Genomic DNA, 22,703 nt, shown 5'->3' with positions numbered 1-22,703 from the left:
CCGGCGTGATCCTTGTACCCCGCCCCGGGCCCCCGTTGCCTCCTGCAGGCCCGGACGCACGGGCCCCGGCCTGTCAGGGTGGAACGATGCCGTCCCCCATCCCGTCGTCCGACGCCGCGTCCCTGGAGGCCCTGCGCGCCTCCGTCCTCCCGACCCGAGGAGGCGCGGTGGACGACAGCATCCCCCAGCTCGCCGAGGCCGACCCCGAGCTGTTCGGGGTCGCCGTGGTGCGGTCCACCGGCGAGGAGGTCGCGTCCGGCGACTCGGGTCACGCGTTCTCGATCCAGTCGGCGGTGAAGCCGTTCCTCTTCGCCCTGGCCCTCGCCGACACCGGCGGAGCGGCGCTCGACGCGGTCGGCATCGAGCCGACCGGCGAGGCGTTCGACGCGATCAAGCTCGAGGGCGGCACCGGGCGGCCGCCGAACCCGATGGTCAACGCCGGAGCTCTGCTCACGGCCGCCCTGGTCGACGGCGACACCTGCGACGAGCGCACGGCGCGCATCCTGGCGGGCCTCGGGGCCTTCGCGGGGCGCGAGCTCGACTACGACCGCGAGGTCAGCGAGTCCGAGCAGCTGCACGGCGACCGCAACCACGCGCTGGCCCACCTGATGCGGTCCGAGGGCAGCCTCGAGCACACGGCCGACGACGCGGTGGCGCTGTACGCCCGGGCCTGCTCGGTGCTGGTCGACAGCGAGGCGCTGGCCGTGATGGGCGCGACGCTGGCGTTCGGCGGCCGCAACCCGGTGACGGGCGAGCAGGTCGTGGACGCCCGCGTCGCCCGTGACGTGGTGTCGGTCATGGCGACCTGCGGCGTCTACGACGGGTCGGGCCGCTGGATGCGCGGCGTCGGGGTGCCCGCGAAGTCGAGCGTCTCGGGTGCGATCGTCTTGTCGGCGCCGAATCGGCTGGGCGCGGCCGTGTTCAGCCCGCCGATCGACGAGCAGGGGACGAGCGTCCGTGGTGCCGAACTGAGCCGCCGACTGAGCGAGGAGCACGGGCTGCACTCGTTCGGCTTCGGCGGCTGACGCGGACGAGGCCCCCGGTGGGCGTCCTGCGAACAGGAGCCGACCGGGGGCCTCGTCGGGTGGAGCCGGGACTCAGGCCTGGACGTCGCCGCGCCAGGCGCCGTCGACGTTGCCCTCGCGCTCGATGAACTCCTTGAAGTTCTTGAGGTCCTTCTTGATGGCGTGGTTGTCGGCGCCGAGCGTGTTGCCGACCTTCTCGAGGAAGCCCTCGGGGGTCCAGTCGATCTGCACCGTGAGGCGCGTCACGTCGTCGCTCAGCTTGTGGAACGTGATGACGCCGGCGTGGTCGACCTCGCCGCCCGTGCTGTTCCAGGCGACGCGCTCGTCGGGGTGCTGCTCGGTGATCTCGGCCTCGAAGGTCTTCTCGACCGGTCCGACCTTGACCTTCCACACCGTGAGGGTGGGGGTGGTCTGGGTGATGGACTCGACCTCGTCGAGGAACTTCGGGAACGACTCGAACTGGGTCCACTGGTTGTAGGCGACGCTGACGGGGACGTTGACGTCGATGGTCTCGATGGCCTGTGCCATGGTGCACTCCTTGCTGACGGTGTTCAGAATTGTCGGGCGGCGCCGTGTCGGCGTCGTGCCCTGCCGTGAACGGTAGGAGGCGCGGGTCGGCTTCGCCCACGTGCGGAGGCAACGGTCAGGTGCCGGGTGACACGGCCGACCTGGGCACCGCACAGTACTCGCGTGCCCGCGACCGACGACGGGGCGGTCGAGCGCCGGCGGAGCGGTCGAGCGCTGGCGTCGCCGGAACGGGGACCACCCCGCCACGACGGATCGTGACGGGGTGGTGGGGCCGATGGCGTGGCCGGGGTCGACGACCAGACCGCCTGAGGGGTCAGCTCGTCGTGTCGCGGGCCGGCGACGCGTCGATCGCGTCGACGGTCTCGTGCGCCTGGCCCGAGACGACCTCGATCTTGCGCGGCTTCGCCCTCTCGCTGACCGGGATGACCAGCGACAGCACGCCGTTGTCGTAGTGGGCCGTGATGCGGCTCGAATCGATGCCCTCGCCCACGCTGAACTGGCGGAGGTACGAGCCGTGCGGCCGCTCCTGCGCGAGCCACTTGACGCCGTCACGGGTGTCGGGCGTGCGGTTGGCCCGGATGGTCAGCAGCTGACCGTCGACGTCGACGTCGACCGACCCCGGATCGATGCCCGGCATGTCGGCGTTGAGCACGTAGCGGTCGCCGTCGCGATAGAGGTCGACCGGCATGACCCTGGGCCCCTGTCGCATGCCCGTGAGGGCGCCGGTGAGACGGTCGAGCTCGGTGAAAGGATCGAAAGACATGGCCATGATGAAGAGTCCCCTTTCGGTTGATCGGTGTGACCCGGGACCCCGTGGCCCCGGCTCGTTGACGACACGAATGTACCTCTGACCAGCGTTTCGTACCTCAAACGCAGCTTGAACGCTGCCGAGAGATCACTGAGGACGCTGCACCTGCCGGCGGGCGGCCCGTTGGGCGCGGATCTCCTCGATGCGGGCCAGGAGGGCGCTGCGTGCCTGTTCCGACATCGTCATGACGGTTCTCCTGCTCGTCGGCGTCGGTCTCGGAGTTCGTCCCGGATCTCGAGCTTGCGATGCTGGGACCTCAGACGGTCGAGGAAGTCGGCCACGGCCGAGACCTCGCCGGGGAACGTGTGCAGGCTCCGTTCCTCCACGGCAGCTCGTTCGTCGACGTAGAAAGTGCTCCACACGCCGTCACGTCGCGCCACGACGAGACAGTGCTGGCGCCTGAGGTACACGTCACCGAGCGCGACACTGATGCGGTTCAAGCCCTCCGCCTCCATCTGCGCAGGCAGCGACGCGAGGTCGGTCATCGACGCACGTTCGACGCGCTCGAGGTCGCGCTCCCGTTGCAGGTCGCGGAGGAGCTTCTTCAGCCGGAGCAGGACGAGGAAGTCCTCCAGGGCCTCGGACTCGCTCGGGTAGGTCCGTACGCTCCCGTCGACGACCGCCGCGCGCTCGTCGGTGGAAAAGGACACCCAGGCATCGTCGCGTCGGGTGACGACGAGGCAGTCCGTCCTGTTCGCGGGGTCACCGTCGATGACATGCGCCAGGTCGTCGAGTCCCTCTGCCGCCATGACGGCGCGCACCGATTCGATCGTCGCCATGTCAGGCCTTCCCCGGTCGGTCGTCTCGTGACGCCTGCCACGTCTCGTGGGCGAGCCTGTTCTTCTCCCTGATGCGCGACATGAGTGCGTCCTCGTCGGCCCTCAGCCTCATGAGACGCAGGAAGTCGTCCAGAGCGTCGGAGAGTTCCTCGTACGTGCGAACGCTGGTCTCCTCGACACCGGCACGTTCATTGGTCGAGAAGGAGGTCCAGACGCCGTCCCGTCGGGTCAGGACCAGGGCGTCCGCCGAAATGGCGTGATCATCACCGATCACGTAGGCGAACCTGTCGAGCCCCTCGGCCTCGATCGTCGCGACCGTTTCTTGGAGTGTCGTCATCCTCTGGGGCCCCTCGGCGGTCGTCGTTCCTCTGCCTCGAGGACGGCCAAGGTCTCGTCACATGGCTGCACGACGTCCGCTCCTTCTCGCCGGGCACGCTCAGTCATGGGGCTCCAGGCCCTTGTCGAGGAGGGCCTCCAACTCCTTCAACCGGGCGACGTTCTGCAACTGGGACATGAAGTCCGTCACGGCAGAGCGTTCATCCGGATACTCGACGAGTGTCCGCTCTTCGACGACACCTCGTTCGTCGCGCAAGAAGGTCACCCACACCCCGTCGATCTGCCCGATCACGTGCGCGCCGGGGACGGGCAGCGACGTGTTGCCGATGAGGAAACCGAGGTGCCCGAGCCCGGCCGCTTCCACTTCTGCTCTCAGTCCGTCCACGTCGGTCCTACTCATCAGCCCTCGAGCACCGGCTAGACGTCCTTCTCAGCCGCGGCCTCGGAACGAAGCCGCTTGACGAGCGCGATACCGTCGAGCAGAACGAGGAACCCCTCGACTGCCGACCGCTCGTCCGGATACGTCCGGACGCTCTTGGCCCTGGTCAGCCCTCTTTCATCCCTGACGAAGGTGCTCCAGCCATCTTCGCCCTGGGCGATGACGAGTGCGGATGGACGCTGTGTCTCCGCGTCACCGATCAGAAAGTTCAGGTGCCCGAGCCCGAGTTGATTCACGCGGTTCGGCAACGAGGCCGAAGTGTTCGAGTCGCCATCAGTCATGGATCTCCTCGAGGAGGCGGTTGATCCTCCCGTGTAGTCACCATCGATGACGTGGTCCAAGCGAAGGAGACTCTCAGCCTCGAGGACGGCCCGCAGCTCCTCCAATCGGGCGAGGTTCCGCAGCTGCGACATGAACTCCGTCACGGCAGAGCGTTCATCCGGATGCTCGACGAGTGTCCGCTCTTCCACGACCCCTCGTTCGTCGCGCAAGAAGGTCACCCACACCCCGTCGATCTGCCCGACCACCTGCGCACCCGGAACGCGTAGCAAGGTGTCGCCGATCAGGAAGTTCAGATGCCCGAAACCGGCCGCTTCCACTTCTGCTCGGAGTTCGTTCACGTCGCGCGCTTCGGGGACTTCAGTGTCGTCCGATCTCGTCGACGTCCGGCGTCTTCCGTCCCGCCCACGCATGACGAACGGCGCTCCGGCCACTGGACCAACTCGTCAACTCTGCCCAGCGGCCCGGCGGCGGGCTGCCAGCTCGGCATCGATCTCCGCGATTCGTGCCATGTTTCGCAAGAGGCGAATGAAATCCGCGCTCGCTGCCTCCTGATCACCGTAAGTCCGAACGCTCTGCTCCTCGACGAGTCCTCGCTCATCGACGTAGAACGTGGTCCAGATCTCAGCCTTCTTGGCGATGACGAGGGCATAAGGTTTGCTCGCCTCAGGATCACCGATCACGTAATTGAGATGACCGAGCCCGAGGGCCTGCACCTGCGACTCCAGGGATTCCATGCTGCTCATGCGGACGGCACCTTCACTTCTTCGACCAGTCCAAGACGCAGGAAGTCCTGGACGCTCATGGGGAGCAGGAGCTGGACCCCGCCACCACTCTGCCCGAACCCGGGAGCAATGGGCCCGCGCATGAGATGCATGTCGTCCCAGGTCTTCCGATGGTCCGACATCGACAGGTCGAACCGCTCGCGGGTCAGGGCATCGCTTCGGTCGTAGGCACCGCGGATGTCTCCGAGGTCACCCTTCGTCCTATAGACGTGCTCGATGGCGGGATCGGGCACCCAAGGCGTCGCCCGCTGCTCGTGCGTGAACGGAACGCCACTGTCAGGGACAGGTGAGACGAAGACGCCATCGGCCGACCCCGCCCTGTCGAACAAGGTGCCGTCAGGGATGTGCGGATCGACCTCGACGATGGCGACCTTGTTCTCGTCGACCGCGAATCCTTTCCAAGGGATGTCCGTCCAGTCGACCTTGCCGTCTGTGCCGAGGAATCGAACGTCGGCGGGGACACGCTGGTCGGCGGGCCATGCACCGCCCTCACGGAACTCTTTGGCGGCCTCTCGGTTGATCACGTCCAGGTAGTTCGCGAGTTGCTCCCGAGTCATTCCGCTTCGATCCACGGCGCTCGGTGTGGATGTGCCACTCGAGCCGGGGGCGTCGCCGCCCGAGCCACCCGTTCCGGCATCGCCGTCGGCGTGGCCGGGCTGGTCGGCCGCGGGGGTGTCGTCGGCGTGACCCGCGCCTCCTGCGTCGTCACGGACGGGAGGGGCGGACGCGTCGTCGACGTGACCCGCGCCTCCTGCGTCCTCGCGGACCGGCGGGGCGGACGTGTCGTCGCGGACGGGCGGGGCCGACGCGTCGTCGCGGACGGGCGGGGCCGACGCCTCGTCACGGACGGGCGGGGCCGACGCCTCGTCACGGACGGGCGGGGCGGACGCGTCGTCACCACGGACCGGCCCGGGCGTCGTGTCGGGGCCGTCGACGCGGGTGGGCGGTGGCGCGAGGCCGTCGGCGCGGACGCCGACGACGTCGTCGAGGCGGGTGAGTTGCTCGTCGAACCGCGAGGGCGCGGCGTCCGGCCCGCGACCGGCCTCGCCGTGCCCTCCGGTCAACAGACGCGTGGTCTCCGACATGGCGTTCAGGGCGTGACCCGCGTGCGTCAGGCCGATGCGCGACAGGGAACCTTCGGGGGCACGGAGCGCAGCTCGTTCCGCGGCGCCACCGAGCCGTGCGAGGCCCGTCGCCGCCTTCGTCCCGCCGACGGCTGCGCCTCCGACCGGGACGAAGAACGAGGCCACGCCGAGGGTGGCGTAGGTGCCGGCCGCGACCGGGTCCTCGTCGTACATCTCGGGCGTGCCCACGATGCCCTGCGTGACGCCCTCGATCGTGGTGCGGTACCAGTCGACGGCCGGCTGGGCGGCCGCCGGCACCGTGCCGGGAGGTGCGTACGCCAGCGCGATCGTCGCCGGACTCGTGATCGCGATGGCCCCGAGCCCCTGCAGCAGGCCACTCCAGGCCTGCAGGCCGAACTCTCTGGTGACGCCCGTGCCGCCCTGGATGTCCCAACCCACCAGGGCACCGGCGCCGTAGGCCGCCTCGGCGATGAACATGCCGAGACCCGTGCCCATCGACTCGGAACAGGTCTTGTGCGGGTCGCCCGGGGCGCCGTAGGGCAGGTCCTTCATCGAGTCGAGCTGCTCGGCCGACAGGCCGACCTGCTCGGGGAAGCACATCGGGTCGGTGCGCAACGCGTTGATGCCGTTCTCGCACTCGGCTCGGGCCGCGTCGATCTTGGCGACCTCGGCGTTCACCTCGCCGAGCAACTCGTCGTTGCGGTTGCGCGAGGGGATGTGGTCGTACCACTCGACCGTGGTCTCGTCGGGCCCGCTCGAGATGTACGAGTTGTAGCTCTGGGTGCTGTAGGTGACGCCGCCGGACACCTCGGCGGTGAAGGCCTCGGCCTCGGTGACGAGCTCCTTGAGCCGGGCGACGGGCGCGGCGACAGCCGTGGCGAGGTCGTCGAGCAACGTCGCGACCTGGCCGAACGTGTCACCGAGGGTCTGCGTGCTCGTGCCGACCGGGTCCATGGCGACGAACAACTGCTCGGCCTCGGGCGCCGCGTAGACGCCCGACAGCCCGGACCAGGAGGTGACGACGCCCGCACCCTTCTCGGCGATGGCGGTCGCCGTGCTGCGGAAGGTGGCGGCGGACGTCGAGATCGCCGCCGGGTCGATGGTGACGCCGGGGATCGCACCGGGGACGATCAGCGAGGGGCTCATCGGGGCACCCCCGGGGTCGAGACGGGCGGGATGCCGGCGGCGCTCTGCTCGCTCGCCAGAGCGGGTGCCTCGGCGGCCGCCGTCACGGCGGCGGATTGAGCGTTCGCCGCCATCTCCTCGTCGCCCGCGACGTAGGCGATGGTCGCCTCGGCGGCACCGGTGCCGCACGACTCGATGCGGTTCACGACCGACGTGAGGGTCGTCGCCTCGGACTCGATCAGCCCCAGCACCGCGTTGGCCACGCCCACGAGGAGGTCGCCGACACCGCCGCTCAGCTCTTCGTGACCGGTCTCCAGGCCTCCGGCCGCGGTGCCGAGGTCACCGGCCGAGACCTGGACCTCGGCGAGGACCGACTGCACCCCGCTGGGCGAGATCGACCACGAGCTCATGAGCGTGCCCCTTCGTCGGTCGTCGCGGGCGCAGCCGTCGCGGGCCTCGGCCCACCCGGGACCGCCTCGACCACGACGCGCCCCCCGGTGTTGCGGACGAGCGCCTGCACGACCGCGTCGGACACCGGGTCGGTCCCCGGCGCGTAGGCCTCGGTCAGCCAGCTGCCCGCCTCGACGTCGACCCCGAGCAGGACGGAGGCGTCGGCCGGGTCCTCGACGTAGGTGCTGCGCACGATCGCCAGCACGAGCCCGTCGTCGGTCGCGATCTGCAGCCCGCCGCCGTTCCAGAGCTTGCCCAGCCCGAGGTACGGGTCGATCTCGGCGGCTGCGCGGGCACCGTCGACGGCGGTCACGGGCTCGGGCGTCACCACGGTGTACTCACGAGGCACGGTGCACCCCCGGCGGGGTCATCGCGGCGAGGATCTCGTCGGCGCCGACGACCTCGACCGCGTCGGCGAAGCGGTGCCAACGGGCTGCGGCCGCGGCACCGTCGACAGCACCAGCACCAGCACCGACCTCGGCGTCACCGGCCGGCCCCTCGTCGAACGACACGAGCACCGACGGCGTCCGCGACGACCCGAGCACCCGTCCGCCGACCCGACGGACCAGGCCCTCGACGTCCAGCTGCATGCCCCGCACGCTCCGCGCCCCGACGACGGCGGCGAGCGGTTGCGGTGCGACCCGGTCGTGGGCGGACACCGTCCCGTCGGCCCGGCCGGACATCGACCACGCCGTGGCCAGGAGGACCTGCTGTCGACCGGCCACGTCGGCGAGCGCGTCCGCGACGACGCCCGGCGCGACGGCTCCGGTCACGACGATGCGGGTCTCCTCGATCACCCCGTCGTCGCTACGGGCGACGCGCACCCAGCCCCGGCACCTCGGCCCGGAGGCGTCACCGCCGGCCACGTGGAACCGCGTCTCGGAGGGCATGCGGCTGCGCGCGGCGGCCGTGAAGAAGTCCCGGTCCCAGGCCGTCGTGGCCGGTTCGGTCGTCCCCCACAGGGTGCGCGTGCCGGGCGCGAGCGCCTCGACGAGTCGTTCGAGCGTTCCGCCGAGTCGGGCCTCGGCCCGCGCCCGGTGGTGGGTGACGACGGCGAGCTGCGTCCACGGGACGGCGTCGGGGTCGACGGTGCGTCCCTCGTCGAGCCGGACCGACGACGGCGCCTCGTCCTGCGGCAGGGGGTAGCCGTCCTCGGTCACCCCGAGGCCGTGGGCCGGTGAGCGCACCGGCTCGAGCGTGACCGCCCGACGCAGCGAACCGTCGGAGGCGCGGGTCAGCCAGACCCCGCCGAGCACGTCGAGCAGGTGGAACAGCGAGTACGTGAGCCGCGATGCGGGATCGGTGACGAGGGCGACGCGGGTGCCCGGCCCGGCACAGTCGACGAACAGGGCCGAGAGGCCGCTGGACACCCCGACGACGGGCTTGCTCGACCGCGACTCGACCCAGCCGGGCCCGTGCGTGTCGAGCATCGGGTGCAGCAACGAGACGGTCGTCGTGGCATCGTCGGTCATGGCTTCCCCCCGGTAGCGGCGACGACCATCGTACGGGGGCGGCGCTCCCGGCCGCCGTCGGCCGAACGCCCCACGAGCCCGTACCCCGATGACGTGGGAAGAGACCTGACGGCGGTGGTGACCAGGCCGTCAGCCCGGCCGTCACCTCAGAGAAGAAGAGAGCGAGTGACGGGAATCGAACCCGCGCTATCAGCTTGGGAAGCTGAAGTTCTACCATTGAACTACACTCGCGCGGCGCCTCGGAGGCGCGTCAGACCACTATAGCGGCCCGCGCCTCCCGTGCTCCCTCCACCCTGCCGAGCGTGTGGCACCGCCGAACGGACATCGCACCGCCGCGTTCCGCGGTGCGACGTCAATCAGGCGGTGCGACTCCGCGCACCACCGGCAGGAGGCGCGCTCAGCCTCCCGTCGCGACCGAGACGATGCGCAGGTCGACCGATGCCGGCGGAACGGGCTCCCCGATCACGCGGTCGAGCAGCGCCTGGGCGACCGCACGGGCCACGAGCGGGCCGGAGCCGCTCTCGTCGACCGCGATGTCGAGGGTGATGCGGGTCTCGAGGTCGGCCACGGCGATGCCGACGAGGGGCACGGGTCGGCCGGGGGCGGCGGCCTCGGCGGAGGCCGGGTCGGCGCGCTCGGCGTCGGGGATGTCGGAGGCGGGAACGCCCGGGTCGACCGACGTGGCTCCGGCGATCGAGGCGTCGCTCTGCACGGTCGAGCCCACGACCCCTCCGCCACCGACGACGGCGCTCAACCCCTGGAGGGCCGAGCGGACGACGCTGCCGAATCCGGGCCGGGCCCGGACGTGCACGACGCCGTCGACCGACGCCGCGATCTCGCCGAGCTCGGCGGCGAGCAGGGACAGGTCGGCCGGGCTGATCGGGGCCCGCAGGCCGTCGTCGTCGCTCACGCCGCGCCTCCTTCGCTCTGCAGGTGGACGTCGTCGACGACCACGTCGACGCTCTCGAGGGTCAGTTCGGTCTGACGGGACAGGCTCGACGACACCGCCGACTTGACCGCCTCGGCGAGCGCGGGCAGCGGTTCGCCGAACAGGCCGCTGACGACGACCTCGACCCGGACGAGCGCACCGGGCACGCTGACGTCGCCGTGGATCGTGCACGAGATGACCATGGCTCCGTCGACGCCGTCGCCCGCCTCGCGGATGAGTGACCTCACGGCGCCCTCGGTGATGTGCAGGGTGGAACGCTCGTCGATCGAGGCGAGCGGGATCTGCCTCCCGGCCCGCGACTCGAGGCGCACGCGGTCCATCACGCCCGAGATCCAGCTCGGGTCCGGTGCGGGGCTCGCCGCGGCGTCGGACTCGAGCAGTCGGGCCCCCATCGCCCGGAGGCGTTCGAGGGCGGCGAGCTGGGCCCGGGCCTCGGGTGACTCCTCGATCTCGGGGTCGTAGGGCTGCCGACCGGCGTCGAGGTAGTCGACGAGACGCTCGGGCGAGACCCCGTCGTCGATGCCGTCGACGAGCTCGTCGGGCGACGGGTCGGCGCCGCCAGGCGCACCCGGGTCGCCAGGCGCACCCGGGTCGACGGACCCACCCGGGTCGACGGACTCGTCCAGGGCGACGGGCACGTCGGGCGGGGTCGGGTCTTCGTGGGCGTGGTCGGTGCCGTGAGGACGGTCACTCATCGCCAGGCCTCCATCTCGCGGGTCAGGGTCTCTCGGGCCCGGGCCAGTTGCCCCCGGACCGCGGTCACGGTGGTGCCGGTCCGTTCGGCGATCTCGGTGTACGACTCGCCACCGACCTCGCGCAGCGCCCACACCTGCCGTTGGCTGGCCGGGAGCCGCGCGAGCGCCGCACGCAGCGCCTCCATGGCGTCGTTCGACGACGCCCGGCGTTCCGGATCGGTCGTGGGCGTCGCCGCCGGCAGCTCGAGGTCGTCGACGTCGTCGGTGAGGCGGCGCGACCGGATCAGGTCGAAGGCCTTCCGCGACACGATGCGCATCATCCAGCCCTTGACCGCCGCGGGCGTCTGCAGCGTCGGCAGTTCGCGCCAGATCGTGATGGACGCCTCCTGCACCGCGTCGGTCGCGTCGGCTCGTGAACCGGTCAGCCGGGTGGCGTACGCCGTCATCAGCCCCAGATGGCGTCGGAGCAGCACCTCGAAGGCCCGCTCGTCGCCCTCGGCGGCACGCGACGCGAGGACAGCGTCGGTGGCCTCGGTCAGGTCCGCCGCCATGTCCGCCTCCTCTGCTGCTGCGTCCGCCCGGGCCCCCAGGACGAGGAGGCGCGGGTCACGACCCGTGGATGAATGGTGACGCATTCCGTGACGTTCGGGCCACGGAAGGCGTCTCATCCCTGGATACACCGGAATCGGTGCGCGCGGGACGACCGTTCCCGGACTCGTCGGCGGCTCGTCGGGTAAGACCGAGGGGCGACGCCGACCCGTCGCACATCGTCCGATCAGAAGGAGACACCGATGGCCACCACCGACGAGACCCCGACGAGCACCGTCCCGAGAGGCACCGTCGGGGTGCCCGGCAGGACGGTGGTCGCCGACGGCGTCGTCGCCACGATCGCCGGCATCGCCGCCCGCGAGGTGCCCGGCGTCTTCGCCCTCGGTGGCGGCACCGCACGGGCGTTCGGCGCCCTTCGGGACGTCATCGGCACGACCGACCTCGGTCAGGGCGTGCGCGTCGAGGTCGGCGAGACCCAGGTCGCCGCCGACGTCACGATCGTCGTCGCGTACCCGGCCCCCCTGCACACGGTGGCCGAACAGGTGCGTGCCGCGGTGGCCGGGGCGATCGAGCAGCTCGTCGGCATGGAGGTCGCCGAGGTGAACGTCGCGATCGTCGACGTCCACATCCCCGGCGACGACGACGCCGACGCCGACTCCACCCGCGAGAGCCGCGTCTCGTGACCGCCACCACCACGGGCATGGCCGTCGGCGCCGTGCTCGCCGTCTCGGCCCTGGCCTTCGGGTTCTGGGGCTTCGTGCTCGTCGCGGTCTTCATCGCCGTCGGCGCGCTCGTCGGGCGCATCGTCTCGGGCAGGACCGACGTGGCCGGACTGCTGGACGCCCTGCGCGGACGGCGCTCGTCGTCATGACCACCGCCGGCACGGATCTCGCCGAGACGGGACGCGTCGTCGCGGGGCACGTCGTCGCGGGGCACGTCGGCATCCCCGCCAAGGTGCTGCAGAAGGTGGCGGTGGCCGTCGTCGCCGAGACCCTCCACGTGCGTCGGGCGGACGTCCGCGTCCTGGCCGAGGACGACGCCGGTCGCCTCGCCCTGCGCGTCTCGACGCCGGTCCGCGTCCCGATGCTCTCGGAGGCCGCGACCATGCCCGAGGGCGGGGTCGTCGCCGTCGTCCGAGACCTCCAGTCCACCCTGACCCGTCGGCTCTCCGAACTCGCGGGGCGCACCGTGTCCCGCGTCGACGTCACCGTCAGCGGCAGCCGCACCGACCGGACGGGGCGCACCTCGTGAGCGGGATCGACCCCGGCCTGTACCGCCGCGTCCTCCGACGCGAGCAGCACTCCTCGCGCTCGGGCAGCGCGGTCGTCGTGCTCGTGCTGCTCACGCTCGTCGTCGGGTACGTCGGCGTGGAGGCCGTCTACGCCGCGCTCGGTCGACGGGCCCTGCTCTTCTCCCCGGTCGACGTCCTCGCGACGCTGACGTCGTCGGTCGACGGCGGCGGCACCTCGGGCCTCGTGCTCGGCGCCGGCGTCGTCGCGGCGGTCGTGGGCCTCGTCCTGATCGGCCTCGCCGTGACGCCCGGCCGTCGCGGACGCCACACCATCGACGACGACCGCGTGGCGGTGGTCGTCGACGACCGGGTCATCGCGTCCTCGCTCGCCCGGGCCGCCCGTGTCTCGGGGCGCCTCACGGACCAGCAGGTCTCGGCGTGGGTGTCCCGTCGTCGGGCCCAGATCGACCTGACGCCCGCGTCCGGCCTCGCGGTCGACGAGCAGTCGGTCGAGGCCGCCACCCGTTCCGAACTCGGGTCGGTCGCCTACCGGCCCGAGCTCACGGCTCGCGTCCGCACGACCGACACGGGGAGGGTCGGCGCATGACCTCGAGCAACCGGTTCGCGAACCGCCTCCTCCTGTTCGTCGTCGGCCTCGTCGCCCTGGCCGTCGGGGCGTTCCTCGTGATCGTCGCCCTGCCCGGCGGCGGCGTCCTGCGCGACCTGCTGTCGCCCGCGTCGTCGGCCCTCGACGACGCCGTGGCGGCGACGCCGATCGACCCGTCCGGTGCGACGGGCGGCAGCTGGCTGCCGGTGGCCCTCGCCCTGCTCTGCCTGTTGCTCGTCATCGTCTTCGTCGTCGCGATCCCCGGCCACGGGCACGGTCGCACCGACAGCGTCGTCGTCCAGGACGACCCGGCCGGCTCGATCGCCGTGTCGAGCTCGTTCGCCGACACCGCGATCACCGGCGCGCTCCGCGACCGCCGCGACGTGGCCTCGGTGGGCGTCTCGGCGTGGACGGTCGCAGGTCGGCCCGCCCTCAAGGTGCGGGTGCGGCTGACCGCGGGATCGTCCCCGGCGCCCGTGGTCGCGGCGGCGTCCGACGTCGCCCGCGGGCTCGACCGCGTGCTGGGCGAGACGGTGCCCGTGCTCGTCGAGATCACCGGCGCCTCGGCCGTGCGCAAGGGGGCCGACAGCCGCGTGGCCTGACGACCCGCGCCTCCTCGGCTCACCAACCCGCGCCTCCTCGGCTCGGCGACCTGCGCCTCCTCGGCTCTGCGACCCGCGCCTCTTCGGTCCGGCCGGGCCTCAGCGGACGGCGAGCAGGATCTTGCCGCTGTGCCCGCCGGACTCCATGCGCTTGTGGGCCGTGGCGACGAACTCGAGCGGGTAGACGCTGTCGAGCACCGGTCGCACCGACCCGGCCTCGACCAGCGGCCAGACGTGCTCGCGCACCTCGGCCATGATCGCGCGGCGTTCGTCGAGGGGGCGGGCGCGCAGCGTGGTGGCCCAGACCCGACCGCGCTTGGCCATCAGGCGCGACAGGTCGATCGTGGCCGACGGGCCGCCCTGCACGGCGATCACCATGACCCGGCCGTTCACGGCGAGCGCCTCGACGTCGCGGGCGATGTAGTCGCCACCGACCAGGTCGAGCACGACGTCGACGCCGCGGCCCTCGGTCAGCTCGTCGACGACCGCGACGAAGTCCTCGGTCTTGTAGTCGATGCCGCGCGCGGCGCCGAGCTGTTCGCAGAACGACGTCTTGTCGGCCGTCCCGGCGGTGGCGTAGACGGTCGAGCCGAGCGCCACGGCCATCTGGATCGCGATCGAGCCGACGCCGCTGGCGCCACCGTGCACGAGCAGGGTCTCGCCCGGCTTCAGCCCGGCGCTCATGAAGACGTTCGACCAGACGGTCGCGACGGCCTCGGGCAGGCCCGCCGCCTCGACGAGGTCGACGCCGCGCGGCAGGGGCAGCACAAGGCCCTCGTCGACCTGCACGCGGTCGGCGTAACCACCGCCCGGCAGCAGGGCCACGACGTAGTCGCCGACGGCCGCGGCGGTGACGTGCTCGCCGGTCGCGACGACGGTGCCGCTGACCTCGAGCCCGGGCCAGCCGGGCGCCCCGGCGGGCGACGGGTAGTGCCCCTCCCGCTGGTTGACGTCGGCGCGGTTGACGCCCGCGGCGGCGACGTCGATCACGACCTCGCGGGGGCCGGGCACCGGCTCGGCGACCTCGGAGACGACGAGGGCGGAGGGCCCTCCGGGCACGGGGACGGTGATGGCACGCATGCGTCCATCCTCCCCCCGTGGCCCGGCACGCGCTGACTAGTCTTGTCGCGTGCTGCTCTCCGACCGCGACATCAAGCTCGAACTCGACGCCGGCCGAATCGGCCTCGACCCCTACGACCCGACGCTGATCCAGCCGTCGAGCATCGACGTGCGGCTCGACCGGTTGTTCCGGCTCTTCGACAACCACAAGTACCCGTTCATCGACCCGGCCGAGGACCAGCCCGAATTGACCCGCCTGGTCGAGGCGAAGGCCGACGAGCCGTTCATCCTGCACCCGGGCGAGTTCGTGCTGGGCAGCACCTACGAGTTCGTCACCCTGCCCGACGACGTCGCGGCCCGCCTCGAGGGCAAGAGCTCGCTCGGGCGCCTCGGCCTGCTGACCCACTCGACCGCGGGCTTCATCGACCCCGGCTTCGGCGGGCACGTCACGCTCGAGCTGTCGAACGTCGCCACCCTGCCGATCAAGCTCTGGCCCGGCATGAAGATCGGCCAGCTCTGCTTCTTCAAGCTCAGCTCACCCGCCGAGCACCCCTACGGCTCGTCCGAGTACGGCTCGCGCTACCAGGGCCAGCGTGGTCCGACCGCCAGCCGGTCCTTCCAGGGCTTCGTGCACACGGACGTCTCCGCCCGCGACTGACCGCTGCGCGCTCGCGACCGATCGCGGTGCGTTCGCGCCGCGCTGGCCCCGCGTCGGCGCCGCGCGTTCGCGCCGCGCTCGTCGAGAACGCAGGAGGCGCGGGCCGCGTCCCCGACGGTCGCCCCCTCCGGAGACGAGAAAGGGGTGCGGAAGGAACCCGACTCCCTCCGCACCCCGGCGACACGAGAGAAACCCGACGTCGATCTCGTGCGCTGTGACTCGCGGTCCTGAACCTTTCACCGCGAGGCCAATTCATTCTGCGGCTCTCCGCTCCTCCGGCAAACCCGGCAATGTCCGAAAAACGAAATGAAAGCTCAGCTTGCGAAGCGGTGGCAAAAAGTCACCCGTCACCCTTCGAGGGTGTCGCGGGGTGACCGCCCGAACTCGGCCGTGTACTGGGCCGCGAAGCGGCCCGCGTGGGCGAAACCCCAGCTGAGCGCCACGCCCGCGACGGTGTGGCCGAGGGTCGGATCAGCCATGACGAGGTCCCCGTGCGCGCCGCGCAGCCGCGCCCGCCGCAGTTCGGCCATGGGCGTCGAGTCGAGGTGGCGACGGAACGCCAGCTGCAGGGCGCGGGGGGTCACCCGAGCCGCCTCGGCGATCTCGACGACGCCGATGTCGTCGTGCGCGTGCTGCTCGATGTAGTCGCGAGCCCGACGCACGGTCGACGGCAGCGGCGAGAGGCCGTCGGCACCGCCGACGCCGACCACGTTCGTCTCGAAGGCCTCGAGGTAGGCGGCCACGAGCGACCGGAACGCCGAGCCCCGCACCAGCTGACTGGCCATGGCGGCGTCGTTGCGGATGACGTGCTCGTGCACGTGCCGGACGAGGTCGGACCAGTAGCGGCCGAGCGAGGGCGAGACCGCCTCGGCCGCGGTCGACCGGAGCCCCCCGGGGGCGGTGAGCCGCATGGCCTCCAGCTCGCGTTCGACGGCGGTGCGGTCGAGCATTACCTGCCCGAGCACGAGGTCGTACGACAGCATGACCTTGGCGTCGTGCGACGGGAACGAGAACGGCGCGCCCGGCTCGACCCTGAGCTCGTGGTCGCGGGTCCGCAGCGACAACCGGCCGGCCATCACGCCGCCGGCGACGAGGAACCCGGTCGGATCGCTCTCGGACAGCAGGCGTCCCCGCCGGTACTCGAAGCGACAGAGGGCGAAGCGCGTGTCGCCGGAGACGGCGCGACTGTAGGTGAACGGTTCGGGGCCCTCGCCTTCGAGGCGCGTGATCTTGTAGTTCTTGCGGATCAGCGCGTGCGCGACCTCGCGATCCGTGGTCGAGACGCTGCGGACCCGCGGGTCGACGAGCGCCTCGAAGGTCTGCGCCCTGGGGGGCGCCGCGGTCGGATCGGTGGTGGTGTCGGTCGGCGCGGTGTTCGTGGGCGAAGTGTTCGTCGGCGCGGTGTGCGTCGGCGCGGTGTTCGTGGGCGTGGTGCGGAGTGCAGCTGATCCGGCGACTGGTGAGGCCGCCTGCGGTGTGGACGTCACGGTCGTTCCCCTCGGGTGGGACGGTGATCCGGGGTGGTTGGTCCCGGGTGGTCCTCCCGACGTCGGTGTCGGGTGGCCTACCCGAGAGTATCCACCTGACGAACTGGGCGCGCGCCGCATCCGGTGGGTACGGCGCCCCCTGGTCGGGTGCCACACGCACCCGCGTAGCGTCGGGTCATGGACTACAGAACCCTCGGAAACAGTGGAGCCTCGGTGTCGGAGCTGACACTCGGCACCATGACCTTCGGCGCCGAAGCCGACGAACCGACCTCGCACGCCATCCTCGACGCCTTCGTGGCCGGAGGCGGCACGCTCGTCGACACCGCCGACGTCTACAGCGCCGGCACCAGCGAGACCATCATCGGCCGGTGGCTGGCGAGTCACCCCACGGACGCCGACCAGGTCGTGCTCGCGACCAAGGGACGCTTCCCCATGGGTGACGGGCCCAACGACGTCGGCCTGTCGCGTCGTCACCTCGCGAAGGCCCTCGACGCCTCGCTGACCCGGCTCGGCGTGGAGCACGTCGACCTCTACCAGATGCACGCCTGGGACCACCTCACCCCCATCGACGAGACGCTGAGGTTCCTCGACGACGCCATCAGTGCGGGCAAGATCGGCTACTACGGCTTCTCGAACTACCTCGGGTGGCAGGTGACCAAGGCCGTCGGCCGGGCCGAGGCCCTCGGGTTCGCCCCGCCCGTCACGCTGCAACCGCAGTACAACCTGCTCGTCCGCGACATCGAGCACGAGGTCGTCCCGGCCTCGCTCGACGCCGGCATCGGCCTGCTGCCCTGGTCGCCGCTGGCCGGCGGCTGGTTGAGCGGCAAGTACGTCCGCGACCAGGCGCCCACCGGTGCCACCCGCCTCGGCGAGGACCCGAAACGCGGCATGGAGGCCTGGGAGGCGCGCAACGCGGACGAGCGCACCTGGACCGTCCTCGACGCGGTCACCTCGATCGCGTCGGCGCACGACGCCTCGGCCTCGCAGGTCGCCCTGGCCTGGCTGCTCCGGCAGCCCGCGGTCACCTCGGTGATCCTCGGCGCCCGCACGGTCGAGCAGCTGGACGACAACCTGGGTTCGTCGGCCCTGGCCGCGGCCCTCACCGACGACGAGGTGGCCCGGCTCACCTCGGCGAGCGCACCCCGGGTCGACGACTACCCCTACGGCACGGCGGGCGTCGCTCAGCGCGACCGGAAGATCACCGGCGGCCGCTGACCAGGAGGCGCGGCGCGCCTCCTGCGGGCACCGCGCCTCCTGCAGTCCCCCGCCTCCTGCAGTCCCCCGCCTCCCCCATGCCGCTCATCCCGCACGACACCGCGAGATGGTCACCGCGCCAGGTTTTCTCCTGGCGCCGTGACCATTTCGCGGTGCTGTGCGGTAGAGCGGCACGCGTGACCCAGCATCCCGCCACGAAGTAAACGTCCCGCCACGCAATCCTGTGGCGGGACGTTTACTTCGTGGCGGCGTGCCCGGGGCCCGGGGGCGGGGCGGTGCCGTGCGGGGCGGTGCCGTGCGGGGCGGTGCGGGCGGTGCGGCCGGGGCTCAGCGCTGCAGCGAGGCGGTGGCGCCGACCCGACCGCGCGCGACCCGCACGGCGATCGTGACGACCAGCACGACGGCGGCGGCGACGATCGCGGCCACCCCGGCGACGACGTTCTCGGGTTCGCCGGTCAGGCGGCCGACCGCGATCCAGGCGAGTCCCCACGAGAGCGACAGGGCGGGTGCGAGGCGGCCGCGCCCGGCGAAGGCCAGCACGACGCCGACGAGGGCGGCCACGGCGAGCACCACCGACGACCAGAACCCGGCCGCGAAACCGAAGCCGTCGAAGCCCGCGTCGACCAGGCCGGCGGCGATGTTGGCGACCGTCGCGACGCTGACCCAGCCGAGGTAGAGGCCGAGGGTGCCGTCGGTGACGACCGCGTCGACCCACCCGCTCGACGCGGTGTGGAACAGGATGACGAAGATGCGCGCGAGCACCAGCAGCAGCGCGACGATGACGACGGCGCCCAGCCAGACGCTGCCGAGCTGCACGGCGGCGAACAGCCAGGCGGCGTTGAGCAGCAGCGAGGCCGCGACCCAGTAGCCCAGCCGACGGTGTCGGGTCACGGCGCGCTGACCGGGCAGGGCCTGGTAGATCGCGTAGGCGACGAGGCCGAGGTAGATGACGCTCCAGATGCTGAAGGCCGTGGTCGCCGGGGCGACCGTCGTGGCCGTCGCGCTCAGGGCCCCGCCCGCCGCGTCGGACACCGAGACGCCGCCGAACGCGCCCGATCCGTAGGCGGCCAGCACGATCGCGAGGACCGCGGTCACGACCACGACGATCTGGCGGACGACGTCACGCGACGTCGCGGTCTCGGCAGGGGGTCGGGTGCTCGTGTCGGTGCTCATGAGGGGGACGCTAGTCGTGCCCGCCGGTCGATCTCTTAGTTGCTAAGAGGATTGTCAGGGAAGGGGCGGCGAGGGATGGGCGGCACAGCCCAGGAGGCGCGGTGCGGAAGGTGCAGCCCGGGCGCACAGCCCAGGAGGCGCGGTGCGCTCGGGCGGTCAGCCCACCTGCACGGGCGGCCCCGCGATCAGCAGCACCACGAAGACGACGACCACGGCGACGACCAGCAGCACGAGGGCGAGGACGAGGTGCCCGAGCATCCAGCGCAACAGGCGGTCGAGGGGACGTCGGTCCCGCGGGTCGTCGGTCGCCGTGCGGCGCCAGGCACCGGCGAGGAGGCCGCGGCGGTCGATCCAGCGCTCGACGGGCAACGAGGCGAACGGCACGACGGCGCTGGCGAGGGCGGCCAGGGTCACCCCGCCCGACCAGCGCTGGTTCACTGCGACGACAACGCCCGCGACGAGGTACGCGAGGAACACGAAGCCGTGGATCGGCCCGGCCACGCTGACCGGCCAGTCGCCGACCCCCACCGCGTACTTGAGGATCATGCCCGCGATGAGCAGCGACCAGGTCACCACCTCGGCGACGGCGAACGAGCGGAAGAGGGTGCGAGGCGACACGAGCTGCTCCTGGTGAGGGGCCGACGGGGACGCGTCCATGCTCGCAGCCCCCTGCTGAGCGCCGGCCCTGCCCGATCGCCCCGGTGACTCGGCCACGCGGCCCTGCCCGCTCTTCGCGGCCACCCGGCGACCCGGCCACGCGGCCACGCGGCCACGCGGCCCGCGTACCCCTCCGGCTGGGTGCCGCCCCGCGCCTCCTCGGTTGGATGGGTCCCATGACGACACTCGCGATCATCGGTGCAGGCAAGGGGCTCGGCGCTGCCGTGGCCCGACGATTCGGCGCGGAGGGCTTCAGCGTGGCCCTCATCTCCCGCCACCAGGGCAGGCTCGACGCCCTCGCGGCCGAACTCGAGGCCGACGGCGTCACGGCCCAGGGCTTCACCGCCGACGTGCGCGACCCGGCGAGCATCGCCGCCGCGCTCGAGCAGGCGACCGAGCAGCTCGGACCGATCCAGGTGATGCAGTACAGCCCGCTGCCGCAGAAGGACTTCATGCGTCCCGTGCTCGAGACCATGCCCGCCGACCTGGTCGGTCCGGTCGAGTTCTCGATCTACGGGCCGGTCGCGGCCGTGCACCAGGTGCTTCCCGGCATGCGGTTCCTGCCCGACGGCGGCGGCACCATCCTCTTCGTCAACGGCGGCTCGGCCGTCACTCCCGGCGCGAAGGTGACGGGCACGTCCATCGCCTTCGCCGGGCTGACCGCCTACGCGCAGCTGCTCCACGACGAGCTCGCCGGCGAGGGCATCCACGTCGGTCAGCTGATCATCCCCGGCGGCATCGAGCCCGAGAGCAGCGACAAGAGCCCGGAGGCGCTGGCCGAGTTGCTCTGGCAGCAGCACGTCACGCGCGGCGACTTCCGCACCACGGCGCCCGAGAAGGGCACGTCCGCCTGACTCCCGGCGTTCGGGTGGGGGCTGGTGCCTCCGCCGGACGGCCATGAACCCCGTTTCGAACGATGCACCCGCTTTCTTCTGGGTGCATCGTTCGAAACGGGGTTCTTCGCTGGTCCCGTAGAGCCCGGGCCAGCACAGCGCGGGCCCGGGCCAGCACGGCGCAGGCCCGGGTCAGCACGGCGCAGGCCCGGGTCAGCACAGCGCAGGCCCGGGTCAGCGGCGGGCGGCCTCAGACGCCGCCGAAGCGCTCGGTGCGGACGCGGGTCGGCGCGTGCCCGAGCTCGACCAGCCAGCCGGCGACGACCGCCACGAACGAGTTCGCCCCGCAGACGTAGACCAACGGATGCTCGGACGCGGGCAGCACGAGCCGCTCGAGTTCGTCGCGGGTGAGTCGGCCCGCCGGCCGAGCGTGCCCCTCGGGAGCGGTGCGGCTGAAGACCCAGTCGACCACGAGGGGCGCCTGAGGCCCGGTCGCATAGCGAGCCGAGGAGGCGCGCGCGGCCTCGTCCAGCTCGCCGACGTACCACCGCGAACCCGGGTCGCGCACCGAGGCGAGCAGACGCATCGGGGGTGCGTCCCGGCCTCGGGCCCGCACCATCGCCATCAGCGGTGCGACGCCCGACCCCCCACCGATCAACTGCACGGGGGCAACCGTCGGCGGGGTCGCCCCCTCGGGCTCGGGCAGCACCGCGTGGACGGCCGAGTCGGGCTCGAACTCGGTCGGCGGCCAGACGAACCAGCCGCCGATCGGGCCGCGCACCTCGATCGGATCGCCGGGTTCGGCCGCGTCGACCAGGTAGGGCGAGACCTCGCCGTCGTCCAGGCGCTCGACGGTGACCTCGATCTGCGGGACCGGGCCCGCGCCTCCTGCGCCTCGCACACGGTCGGGGCCACCGGAGGCCCTGACGTCGCTCAGCGAGTACGACCGCACGGCCGTGTACCCGTCGTCCGCGGTCAGCCGCAGGTCGACGTGCTGGCCGGCTCGCGCGGGCCGGAGGCCGGGCACCGCGAGGGTCAGCGACCGGGCCCGTGACGTCTGCGCGACCGACGACACGATCGTGGCGGGCAGCCAGGCGAACGGATCACCCGCGGGGTCGAGCCCGCCGACCCCGGGGTCGGGAACGGGGTCGCTCACGCGTACCGTTCTTCCTTCCACGGGTCGCCGTGCGGGTGGTAGCCCATGCTCTCCCAGAAGCCGCGGCGGTCGGTGGCCATGGTCTGGATGCCCTGCAGCCACTTCGCGCTCTTCCAGAAGTAGAGGCCGGGCACGAAGAGGCGCGCGGGGCCGCCGTGTTCGGCGTGCAGCGGCTGCCCCTCGTAGGTGTCGACCACCCAGGCCTTGCCCCCGAGCAGCTCGCCGAGCGGCAGGTTGGTCGTGTACCCGCCGTGGCTGGTCGCCATCGCGAACTCGTGCGTGGTCTCGAGGCCGTCGAAGAGGGTGTCGAGCGAGACGCCCCGCCAGTGGGTGCCGAGCTTCGACCAGCTCGTGACGCAGTGGATGTCGGTCTCGATCGCTTCGTGCGGCAGGGCCTGGAAGTCGGCCCAGGTGAGGGAGCGCTGCCCGGTCTCGGTGGCGACCTGGAGCTCCCACCGCTTGATGTTCGGCGTGGGGCCGGCCGACAGGACCGGGAACCCGCTCTCGAGGTACTGCCCCGGGGGCAGTCGCGGGTCGGCCGCGCGTCGCCTGCCGAAGCCGGTGAATCCTGCCATGGTGCGCCTCCTCGGGGTGGAGCGGGGTCGTTCGCGGTTGCGTCGTACGCCCGTCAGCCTACGCACGACCCCCGACGGCGCCGGGCCCCGAGGCTGCGTCCGCGCTGGGAGAACGTTGACCCCGGCATGGGTGGAGGTCGTACGGT

29 protein-coding genes and 1 tRNA gene are annotated in these 22,703 nt (G+C 72.0%); 9 read left to right on the top strand and 21 right to left on the bottom strand.

Translation table 11 applies throughout. The annotated features are described in order from the left end of the window. Window positions 1–86: 86 nt before the first annotated feature. On the top strand, window positions 87–1,025 hold the full coding sequence (gene glsA, locus ACIOSR_RS11190) for a glutaminase A (RefSeq protein WP_402752644.1): 939 nt from the start codon (window positions 87–89) through the stop codon (window positions 1,023–1,025). Window positions 1,026–1,097: 72 nt separating this feature from the next. Here glsA and ACIOSR_RS11185 read toward each other — a convergent pair whose 3' ends face one another. From ACIOSR_RS11185 to ACIOSR_RS11115, 15 genes are all read right to left on the bottom strand, one after another. After that, window positions 1,098–1,553, bottom strand: coding sequence for an SRPBCC family protein (locus ACIOSR_RS11185; protein ID WP_056044418.1), 456 nt, complete (start codon window positions 1,551–1,553; stop codon window positions 1,098–1,100). Between the two features lie 313 nt (window positions 1,554–1,866). Continuing rightward, window positions 1,867–2,322 carry an Hsp20/alpha crystallin family protein gene (locus ACIOSR_RS11180; protein WP_056044415.1) on the bottom strand — a complete coding sequence of 152 codons (456 nt, stop codon included), beginning with the start codon at window positions 2,320–2,322 and terminating at the stop codon, window positions 1,867–1,869. Between the two features lie 221 nt (window positions 2,323–2,543). Next, the gene (locus ACIOSR_RS11175; RefSeq protein ID WP_402752643.1) at window positions 2,544–3,140 is read right to left on the bottom strand and encodes a hypothetical protein; all 597 of its coding nucleotides are present in this window, start codon (window positions 3,138–3,140) and stop codon (window positions 2,544–2,546) included. A 1-nt stretch (window position 3,141) separates the two neighbouring features. After that, on the bottom strand, window positions 3,142–3,477 hold the full coding sequence (locus ACIOSR_RS11170) for a hypothetical protein (RefSeq protein WP_056044409.1): 336 nt from the start codon (window positions 3,475–3,477) through the stop codon (window positions 3,142–3,144). A 99-nt stretch (window positions 3,478–3,576) separates the two neighbouring features. Beyond that, the gene (locus tag ACIOSR_RS11165; protein WP_402752642.1) at window positions 3,577–3,861 is read right to left on the bottom strand and encodes a hypothetical protein; all 285 of its coding nucleotides are present in this window, start codon (window positions 3,859–3,861) and stop codon (window positions 3,577–3,579) included. Between the two features lie 32 nt (window positions 3,862–3,893). After that, a complete protein-coding gene (locus ACIOSR_RS11160; protein WP_402752641.1) occupies window positions 3,894–4,535 on the bottom strand; it encodes a hypothetical protein in 642 nt (213 codons plus the stop codon). Window positions 4,536–4,640: 105 nt separating this feature from the next. Further along, a complete protein-coding gene (locus ACIOSR_RS11155) occupies window positions 4,641–4,940 on the bottom strand; it encodes a hypothetical protein (protein ID WP_402752640.1) in 300 nt (99 codons plus the stop codon). Beyond that, window positions 4,937–7,210 carry a hypothetical protein gene (locus tag ACIOSR_RS11150; RefSeq protein WP_402752639.1) on the bottom strand — a complete coding sequence of 758 codons (2,274 nt, stop codon included), beginning with the start codon at window positions 7,208–7,210 and terminating at the stop codon, window positions 4,937–4,939. The genes ACIOSR_RS11155 and ACIOSR_RS11150 overlap by 4 nt, the downstream gene beginning before the upstream one ends. Continuing rightward, window positions 7,207–7,599 (bottom strand): DUF6507 family protein, encoded by a 393-nt coding sequence (locus ACIOSR_RS11145; protein ID WP_159828199.1) that lies wholly within the window; start codon window positions 7,597–7,599, stop codon window positions 7,207–7,209. Before ACIOSR_RS11145 ends, ACIOSR_RS11150 begins: the two co-directional genes overlap by 4 nt. Then, window positions 7,596–7,988: a hypothetical protein gene (locus tag ACIOSR_RS11140; protein WP_402752638.1), complete on the bottom strand. Its 393-nt coding sequence runs from the start codon at window positions 7,986–7,988 to the stop codon at window positions 7,596–7,598. Before ACIOSR_RS11140 ends, ACIOSR_RS11145 begins: the two co-directional genes overlap by 4 nt. Beyond that, a complete protein-coding gene (locus ACIOSR_RS11135) occupies window positions 7,978–9,111 on the bottom strand; it encodes a DUF6177 family protein (RefSeq protein ID WP_402752637.1) in 1,134 nt (377 codons plus the stop codon). Before ACIOSR_RS11135 ends, ACIOSR_RS11140 begins: the two co-directional genes overlap by 11 nt. A 160-nt stretch (window positions 9,112–9,271) precedes the next feature. Next, window positions 9,272–9,342 (bottom strand) — tRNA-Gly (locus ACIOSR_RS11130). Between the two features lie 166 nt (window positions 9,343–9,508). Further along, window positions 9,509–10,021: a hypothetical protein gene (locus tag ACIOSR_RS11125; protein ID WP_402752636.1), complete on the bottom strand. Its 513-nt coding sequence runs from the start codon at window positions 10,019–10,021 to the stop codon at window positions 9,509–9,511. Then, window positions 10,018–10,755: an Asp23/Gls24 family envelope stress response protein gene (locus ACIOSR_RS11120; protein WP_402752635.1), complete on the bottom strand. Its 738-nt coding sequence runs from the start codon at window positions 10,753–10,755 to the stop codon at window positions 10,018–10,020. The genes ACIOSR_RS11125 and ACIOSR_RS11120 overlap by 4 nt, the downstream gene beginning before the upstream one ends. Continuing rightward, window positions 10,752–11,306 carry an RNA polymerase sigma factor gene (locus ACIOSR_RS11115; RefSeq protein WP_056044391.1) on the bottom strand — a complete coding sequence of 185 codons (555 nt, stop codon included), beginning with the start codon at window positions 11,304–11,306 and terminating at the stop codon, window positions 10,752–10,754. The genes ACIOSR_RS11120 and ACIOSR_RS11115 overlap by 4 nt, the downstream gene beginning before the upstream one ends. A gap of 240 nt (window positions 11,307–11,546) precedes the next feature. On the opposite strand from ACIOSR_RS11115, the gene ACIOSR_RS11110 reads away from it, so the two are divergent. From ACIOSR_RS11110 to ACIOSR_RS11090, 5 genes are read left to right on the top strand one after another with little or no spacing between them, the layout of a single operon-like run. Next, window positions 11,547–11,987 (top strand): Asp23/Gls24 family envelope stress response protein, encoded by a 441-nt coding sequence (locus ACIOSR_RS11110; protein WP_402752634.1) that lies wholly within the window; start codon window positions 11,547–11,549, stop codon window positions 11,985–11,987. Then, the gene (locus ACIOSR_RS11105) at window positions 11,984–12,175 is read left to right on the top strand and encodes a DUF2273 domain-containing protein (protein ID WP_123571013.1); all 192 of its coding nucleotides are present in this window, start codon (window positions 11,984–11,986) and stop codon (window positions 12,173–12,175) included. The genes ACIOSR_RS11110 and ACIOSR_RS11105 overlap by 4 nt, the downstream gene beginning before the upstream one ends. Next, entirely contained in the window at window positions 12,172–12,555 is a 384-nt protein-coding gene (locus ACIOSR_RS11100) for a hypothetical protein (protein ID WP_173154290.1), read from the top strand. The genes ACIOSR_RS11105 and ACIOSR_RS11100 overlap by 4 nt, the downstream gene beginning before the upstream one ends. Beyond that, a complete protein-coding gene (locus ACIOSR_RS11095; protein WP_402752633.1) occupies window positions 12,552–13,142 on the top strand; it encodes a hypothetical protein in 591 nt (196 codons plus the stop codon). The genes ACIOSR_RS11100 and ACIOSR_RS11095 overlap by 4 nt, the downstream gene beginning before the upstream one ends. Then, window positions 13,139–13,744 carry a hypothetical protein gene (locus tag ACIOSR_RS11090; RefSeq protein ID WP_402752632.1) on the top strand — a complete coding sequence of 202 codons (606 nt, stop codon included), beginning with the start codon at window positions 13,139–13,141 and terminating at the stop codon, window positions 13,742–13,744. The genes ACIOSR_RS11095 and ACIOSR_RS11090 overlap by 4 nt, the downstream gene beginning before the upstream one ends. Window positions 13,745–13,843: 99 nt before the next feature. On the opposite strand, the gene ACIOSR_RS11085 is transcribed toward ACIOSR_RS11090, so the two are convergent. Next, a complete protein-coding gene (locus ACIOSR_RS11085; protein WP_402752631.1) occupies window positions 13,844–14,824 on the bottom strand; it encodes an NAD(P)H-quinone oxidoreductase in 981 nt (326 codons plus the stop codon). A 49-nt stretch (window positions 14,825–14,873) separates the two neighbouring features. On the opposite strand from ACIOSR_RS11085, the gene dcd reads away from it, so the two are divergent. Then, on the top strand, window positions 14,874–15,461 hold the full coding sequence (dcd, locus tag ACIOSR_RS11080; RefSeq protein WP_056044378.1) for a dCTP deaminase: 588 nt from the start codon (window positions 14,874–14,876) through the stop codon (window positions 15,459–15,461). 347 nt (window positions 15,462–15,808) lie between these two features. Here the strand turns inward: dcd and ACIOSR_RS11075 are convergent, their stop codons facing one another. Beyond that, a complete protein-coding gene (locus tag ACIOSR_RS11075) occupies window positions 15,809–16,948 on the bottom strand; it encodes a helix-turn-helix transcriptional regulator (RefSeq protein ID WP_402752630.1) in 1,140 nt (379 codons plus the stop codon). 177 nt (window positions 16,949–17,125) lie between these two features. Between ACIOSR_RS11075 and ACIOSR_RS11070 the strand changes: the two genes are divergently transcribed. After that, the gene (locus tag ACIOSR_RS11070; RefSeq protein ID WP_056044374.1) at window positions 17,126–18,163 is read left to right on the top strand and encodes an aldo/keto reductase; all 1,038 of its coding nucleotides are present in this window, start codon (window positions 17,126–17,128) and stop codon (window positions 18,161–18,163) included. Between the two features lie 327 nt (window positions 18,164–18,490). Here the strand turns inward: ACIOSR_RS11070 and ACIOSR_RS11065 are convergent, their stop codons facing one another. Both ACIOSR_RS11065 and ACIOSR_RS11060 read right to left on the bottom strand, forming a co-directional pair. After that, complete coding sequence (locus ACIOSR_RS11065; RefSeq protein WP_173154278.1) at window positions 18,491–19,336, bottom strand: tryptophan-rich sensory protein; 846 nt, start codon at window positions 19,334–19,336, stop codon at window positions 18,491–18,493. A gap of 156 nt (window positions 19,337–19,492) precedes the next feature. Beyond that, entirely contained in the window at window positions 19,493–19,954 is a 462-nt protein-coding gene (locus ACIOSR_RS11060) for a DUF3817 domain-containing protein (RefSeq protein WP_235452366.1), read from the bottom strand. Between the two features lie 215 nt (window positions 19,955–20,169). On the opposite strand from ACIOSR_RS11060, the gene ACIOSR_RS11055 reads away from it, so the two are divergent. Continuing rightward, window positions 20,170–20,847, top strand: coding sequence for an SDR family NAD(P)-dependent oxidoreductase (locus tag ACIOSR_RS11055; RefSeq protein ID WP_402752629.1), 678 nt, complete (start codon window positions 20,170–20,172; stop codon window positions 20,845–20,847). A gap of 229 nt (window positions 20,848–21,076) precedes the next feature. Here ACIOSR_RS11055 and ACIOSR_RS11050 read toward each other — a convergent pair whose 3' ends face one another. After that, the gene (locus ACIOSR_RS11050; protein WP_402752628.1) at window positions 21,077–21,982 is read right to left on the bottom strand and encodes an FAD-binding oxidoreductase; all 906 of its coding nucleotides are present in this window, start codon (window positions 21,980–21,982) and stop codon (window positions 21,077–21,079) included. Further along, window positions 21,979–22,557 carry a molybdopterin-dependent oxidoreductase gene (locus ACIOSR_RS11045; protein ID WP_056044367.1) on the bottom strand — a complete coding sequence of 193 codons (579 nt, stop codon included), beginning with the start codon at window positions 22,555–22,557 and terminating at the stop codon, window positions 21,979–21,981. The genes ACIOSR_RS11050 and ACIOSR_RS11045 overlap by 4 nt, the downstream gene beginning before the upstream one ends. Between the last annotated feature and the right edge of the window lie 146 nt (window positions 22,558–22,703).

It is taken from the genome of Frigoribacterium sp. NPDC087798 (assembly GCF_044742985.1).
In the GTDB taxonomy this organism is placed as follows: Bacteria; Actinomycetota; Actinomycetes; order Actinomycetales; family Microbacteriaceae; genus Frigoribacterium.
Note: the sequence above shows the minus strand (reverse complement) of the source record. Positions and strands in the feature narration are given on the sequence as shown.

What these genes read in the sequence shown, in the direction of transcription:
- ACIOSR_RS11055 (WP_402752629.1), top strand. Translation starts at nt 20,170, where the DNA reads ATGACGACACTCGCGATCATCGGTGCAGGCAAGGGGCTCGGCGCTGCC.
- ACIOSR_RS11120 (WP_402752635.1), bottom strand. Translation starts at nt 10,755, where the DNA reads ATGAGTGACCGTCCTCACGGCACCGACCACGCCCACGAAGACCCGACC.
- ACIOSR_RS11065 (WP_173154278.1), bottom strand. Translation starts at nt 19,336, where the DNA reads ATGAGCACCGACACGAGCACCCGACCCCCTGCCGAGACCGCGACGTCG.
- ACIOSR_RS11155 (WP_402752640.1), bottom strand. Translation starts at nt 4,940, where the DNA reads ATGAGCAGCATGGAATCCCTGGAGTCGCAGGTGCAGGCCCTCGGGCTC.
- ACIOSR_RS11170 (WP_056044409.1), bottom strand. Translation starts at nt 3,477, where the DNA reads ATGACGACACTCCAAGAAACGGTCGCGACGATCGAGGCCGAGGGGCTC.
- ACIOSR_RS11110 (WP_402752634.1), top strand. Translation starts at nt 11,547, where the DNA reads ATGGCCACCACCGACGAGACCCCGACGAGCACCGTCCCGAGAGGCACC.
- ACIOSR_RS11135 (WP_402752637.1), bottom strand. Translation starts at nt 9,111, where the DNA reads ATGACCGACGATGCCACGACGACCGTCTCGTTGCTGCACCCGATGCTC.
- ACIOSR_RS11100 (WP_173154290.1), top strand. Translation starts at nt 12,172, where the DNA reads ATGACCACCGCCGGCACGGATCTCGCCGAGACGGGACGCGTCGTCGCG.
- ACIOSR_RS11175 (WP_402752643.1), bottom strand. Translation starts at nt 3,140, where the DNA reads ATGGCGACGATCGAATCGGTGCGCGCCGTCATGGCGGCAGAGGGACTC.
- ACIOSR_RS11115 (WP_056044391.1), bottom strand. Translation starts at nt 11,306, where the DNA reads ATGGCGGCGGACCTGACCGAGGCCACCGACGCTGTCCTCGCGTCGCGT.
- ACIOSR_RS11090 (WP_402752632.1), top strand. Translation starts at nt 13,139, where the DNA reads ATGACCTCGAGCAACCGGTTCGCGAACCGCCTCCTCCTGTTCGTCGTC.
- ACIOSR_RS11070 (WP_056044374.1), top strand. Translation starts at nt 17,126, where the DNA reads ATGGACTACAGAACCCTCGGAAACAGTGGAGCCTCGGTGTCGGAGCTG.
- ACIOSR_RS11180 (WP_056044415.1), bottom strand. Translation starts at nt 2,322, where the DNA reads ATGGCCATGTCTTTCGATCCTTTCACCGAGCTCGACCGTCTCACCGGC.
- ACIOSR_RS11085 (WP_402752631.1), bottom strand. Translation starts at nt 14,824, where the DNA reads ATGCGTGCCATCACCGTCCCCGTGCCCGGAGGGCCCTCCGCCCTCGTC.
- glsA (WP_402752644.1), top strand. Translation starts at nt 87, where the DNA reads ATGCCGTCCCCCATCCCGTCGTCCGACGCCGCGTCCCTGGAGGCCCTG.
- ACIOSR_RS11045 (WP_056044367.1), bottom strand. Translation starts at nt 22,557, where the DNA reads ATGGCAGGATTCACCGGCTTCGGCAGGCGACGCGCGGCCGACCCGCGA.
- ACIOSR_RS11185 (WP_056044418.1), bottom strand. Translation starts at nt 1,553, where the DNA reads ATGGCACAGGCCATCGAGACCATCGACGTCAACGTCCCCGTCAGCGTC.
- ACIOSR_RS11150 (WP_402752639.1), bottom strand. Translation starts at nt 7,210, where the DNA reads ATGAGCCCCTCGCTGATCGTCCCCGGTGCGATCCCCGGCGTCACCATC.
- ACIOSR_RS11145 (WP_159828199.1), bottom strand. Translation starts at nt 7,599, where the DNA reads ATGAGCTCGTGGTCGATCTCGCCCAGCGGGGTGCAGTCGGTCCTCGCC.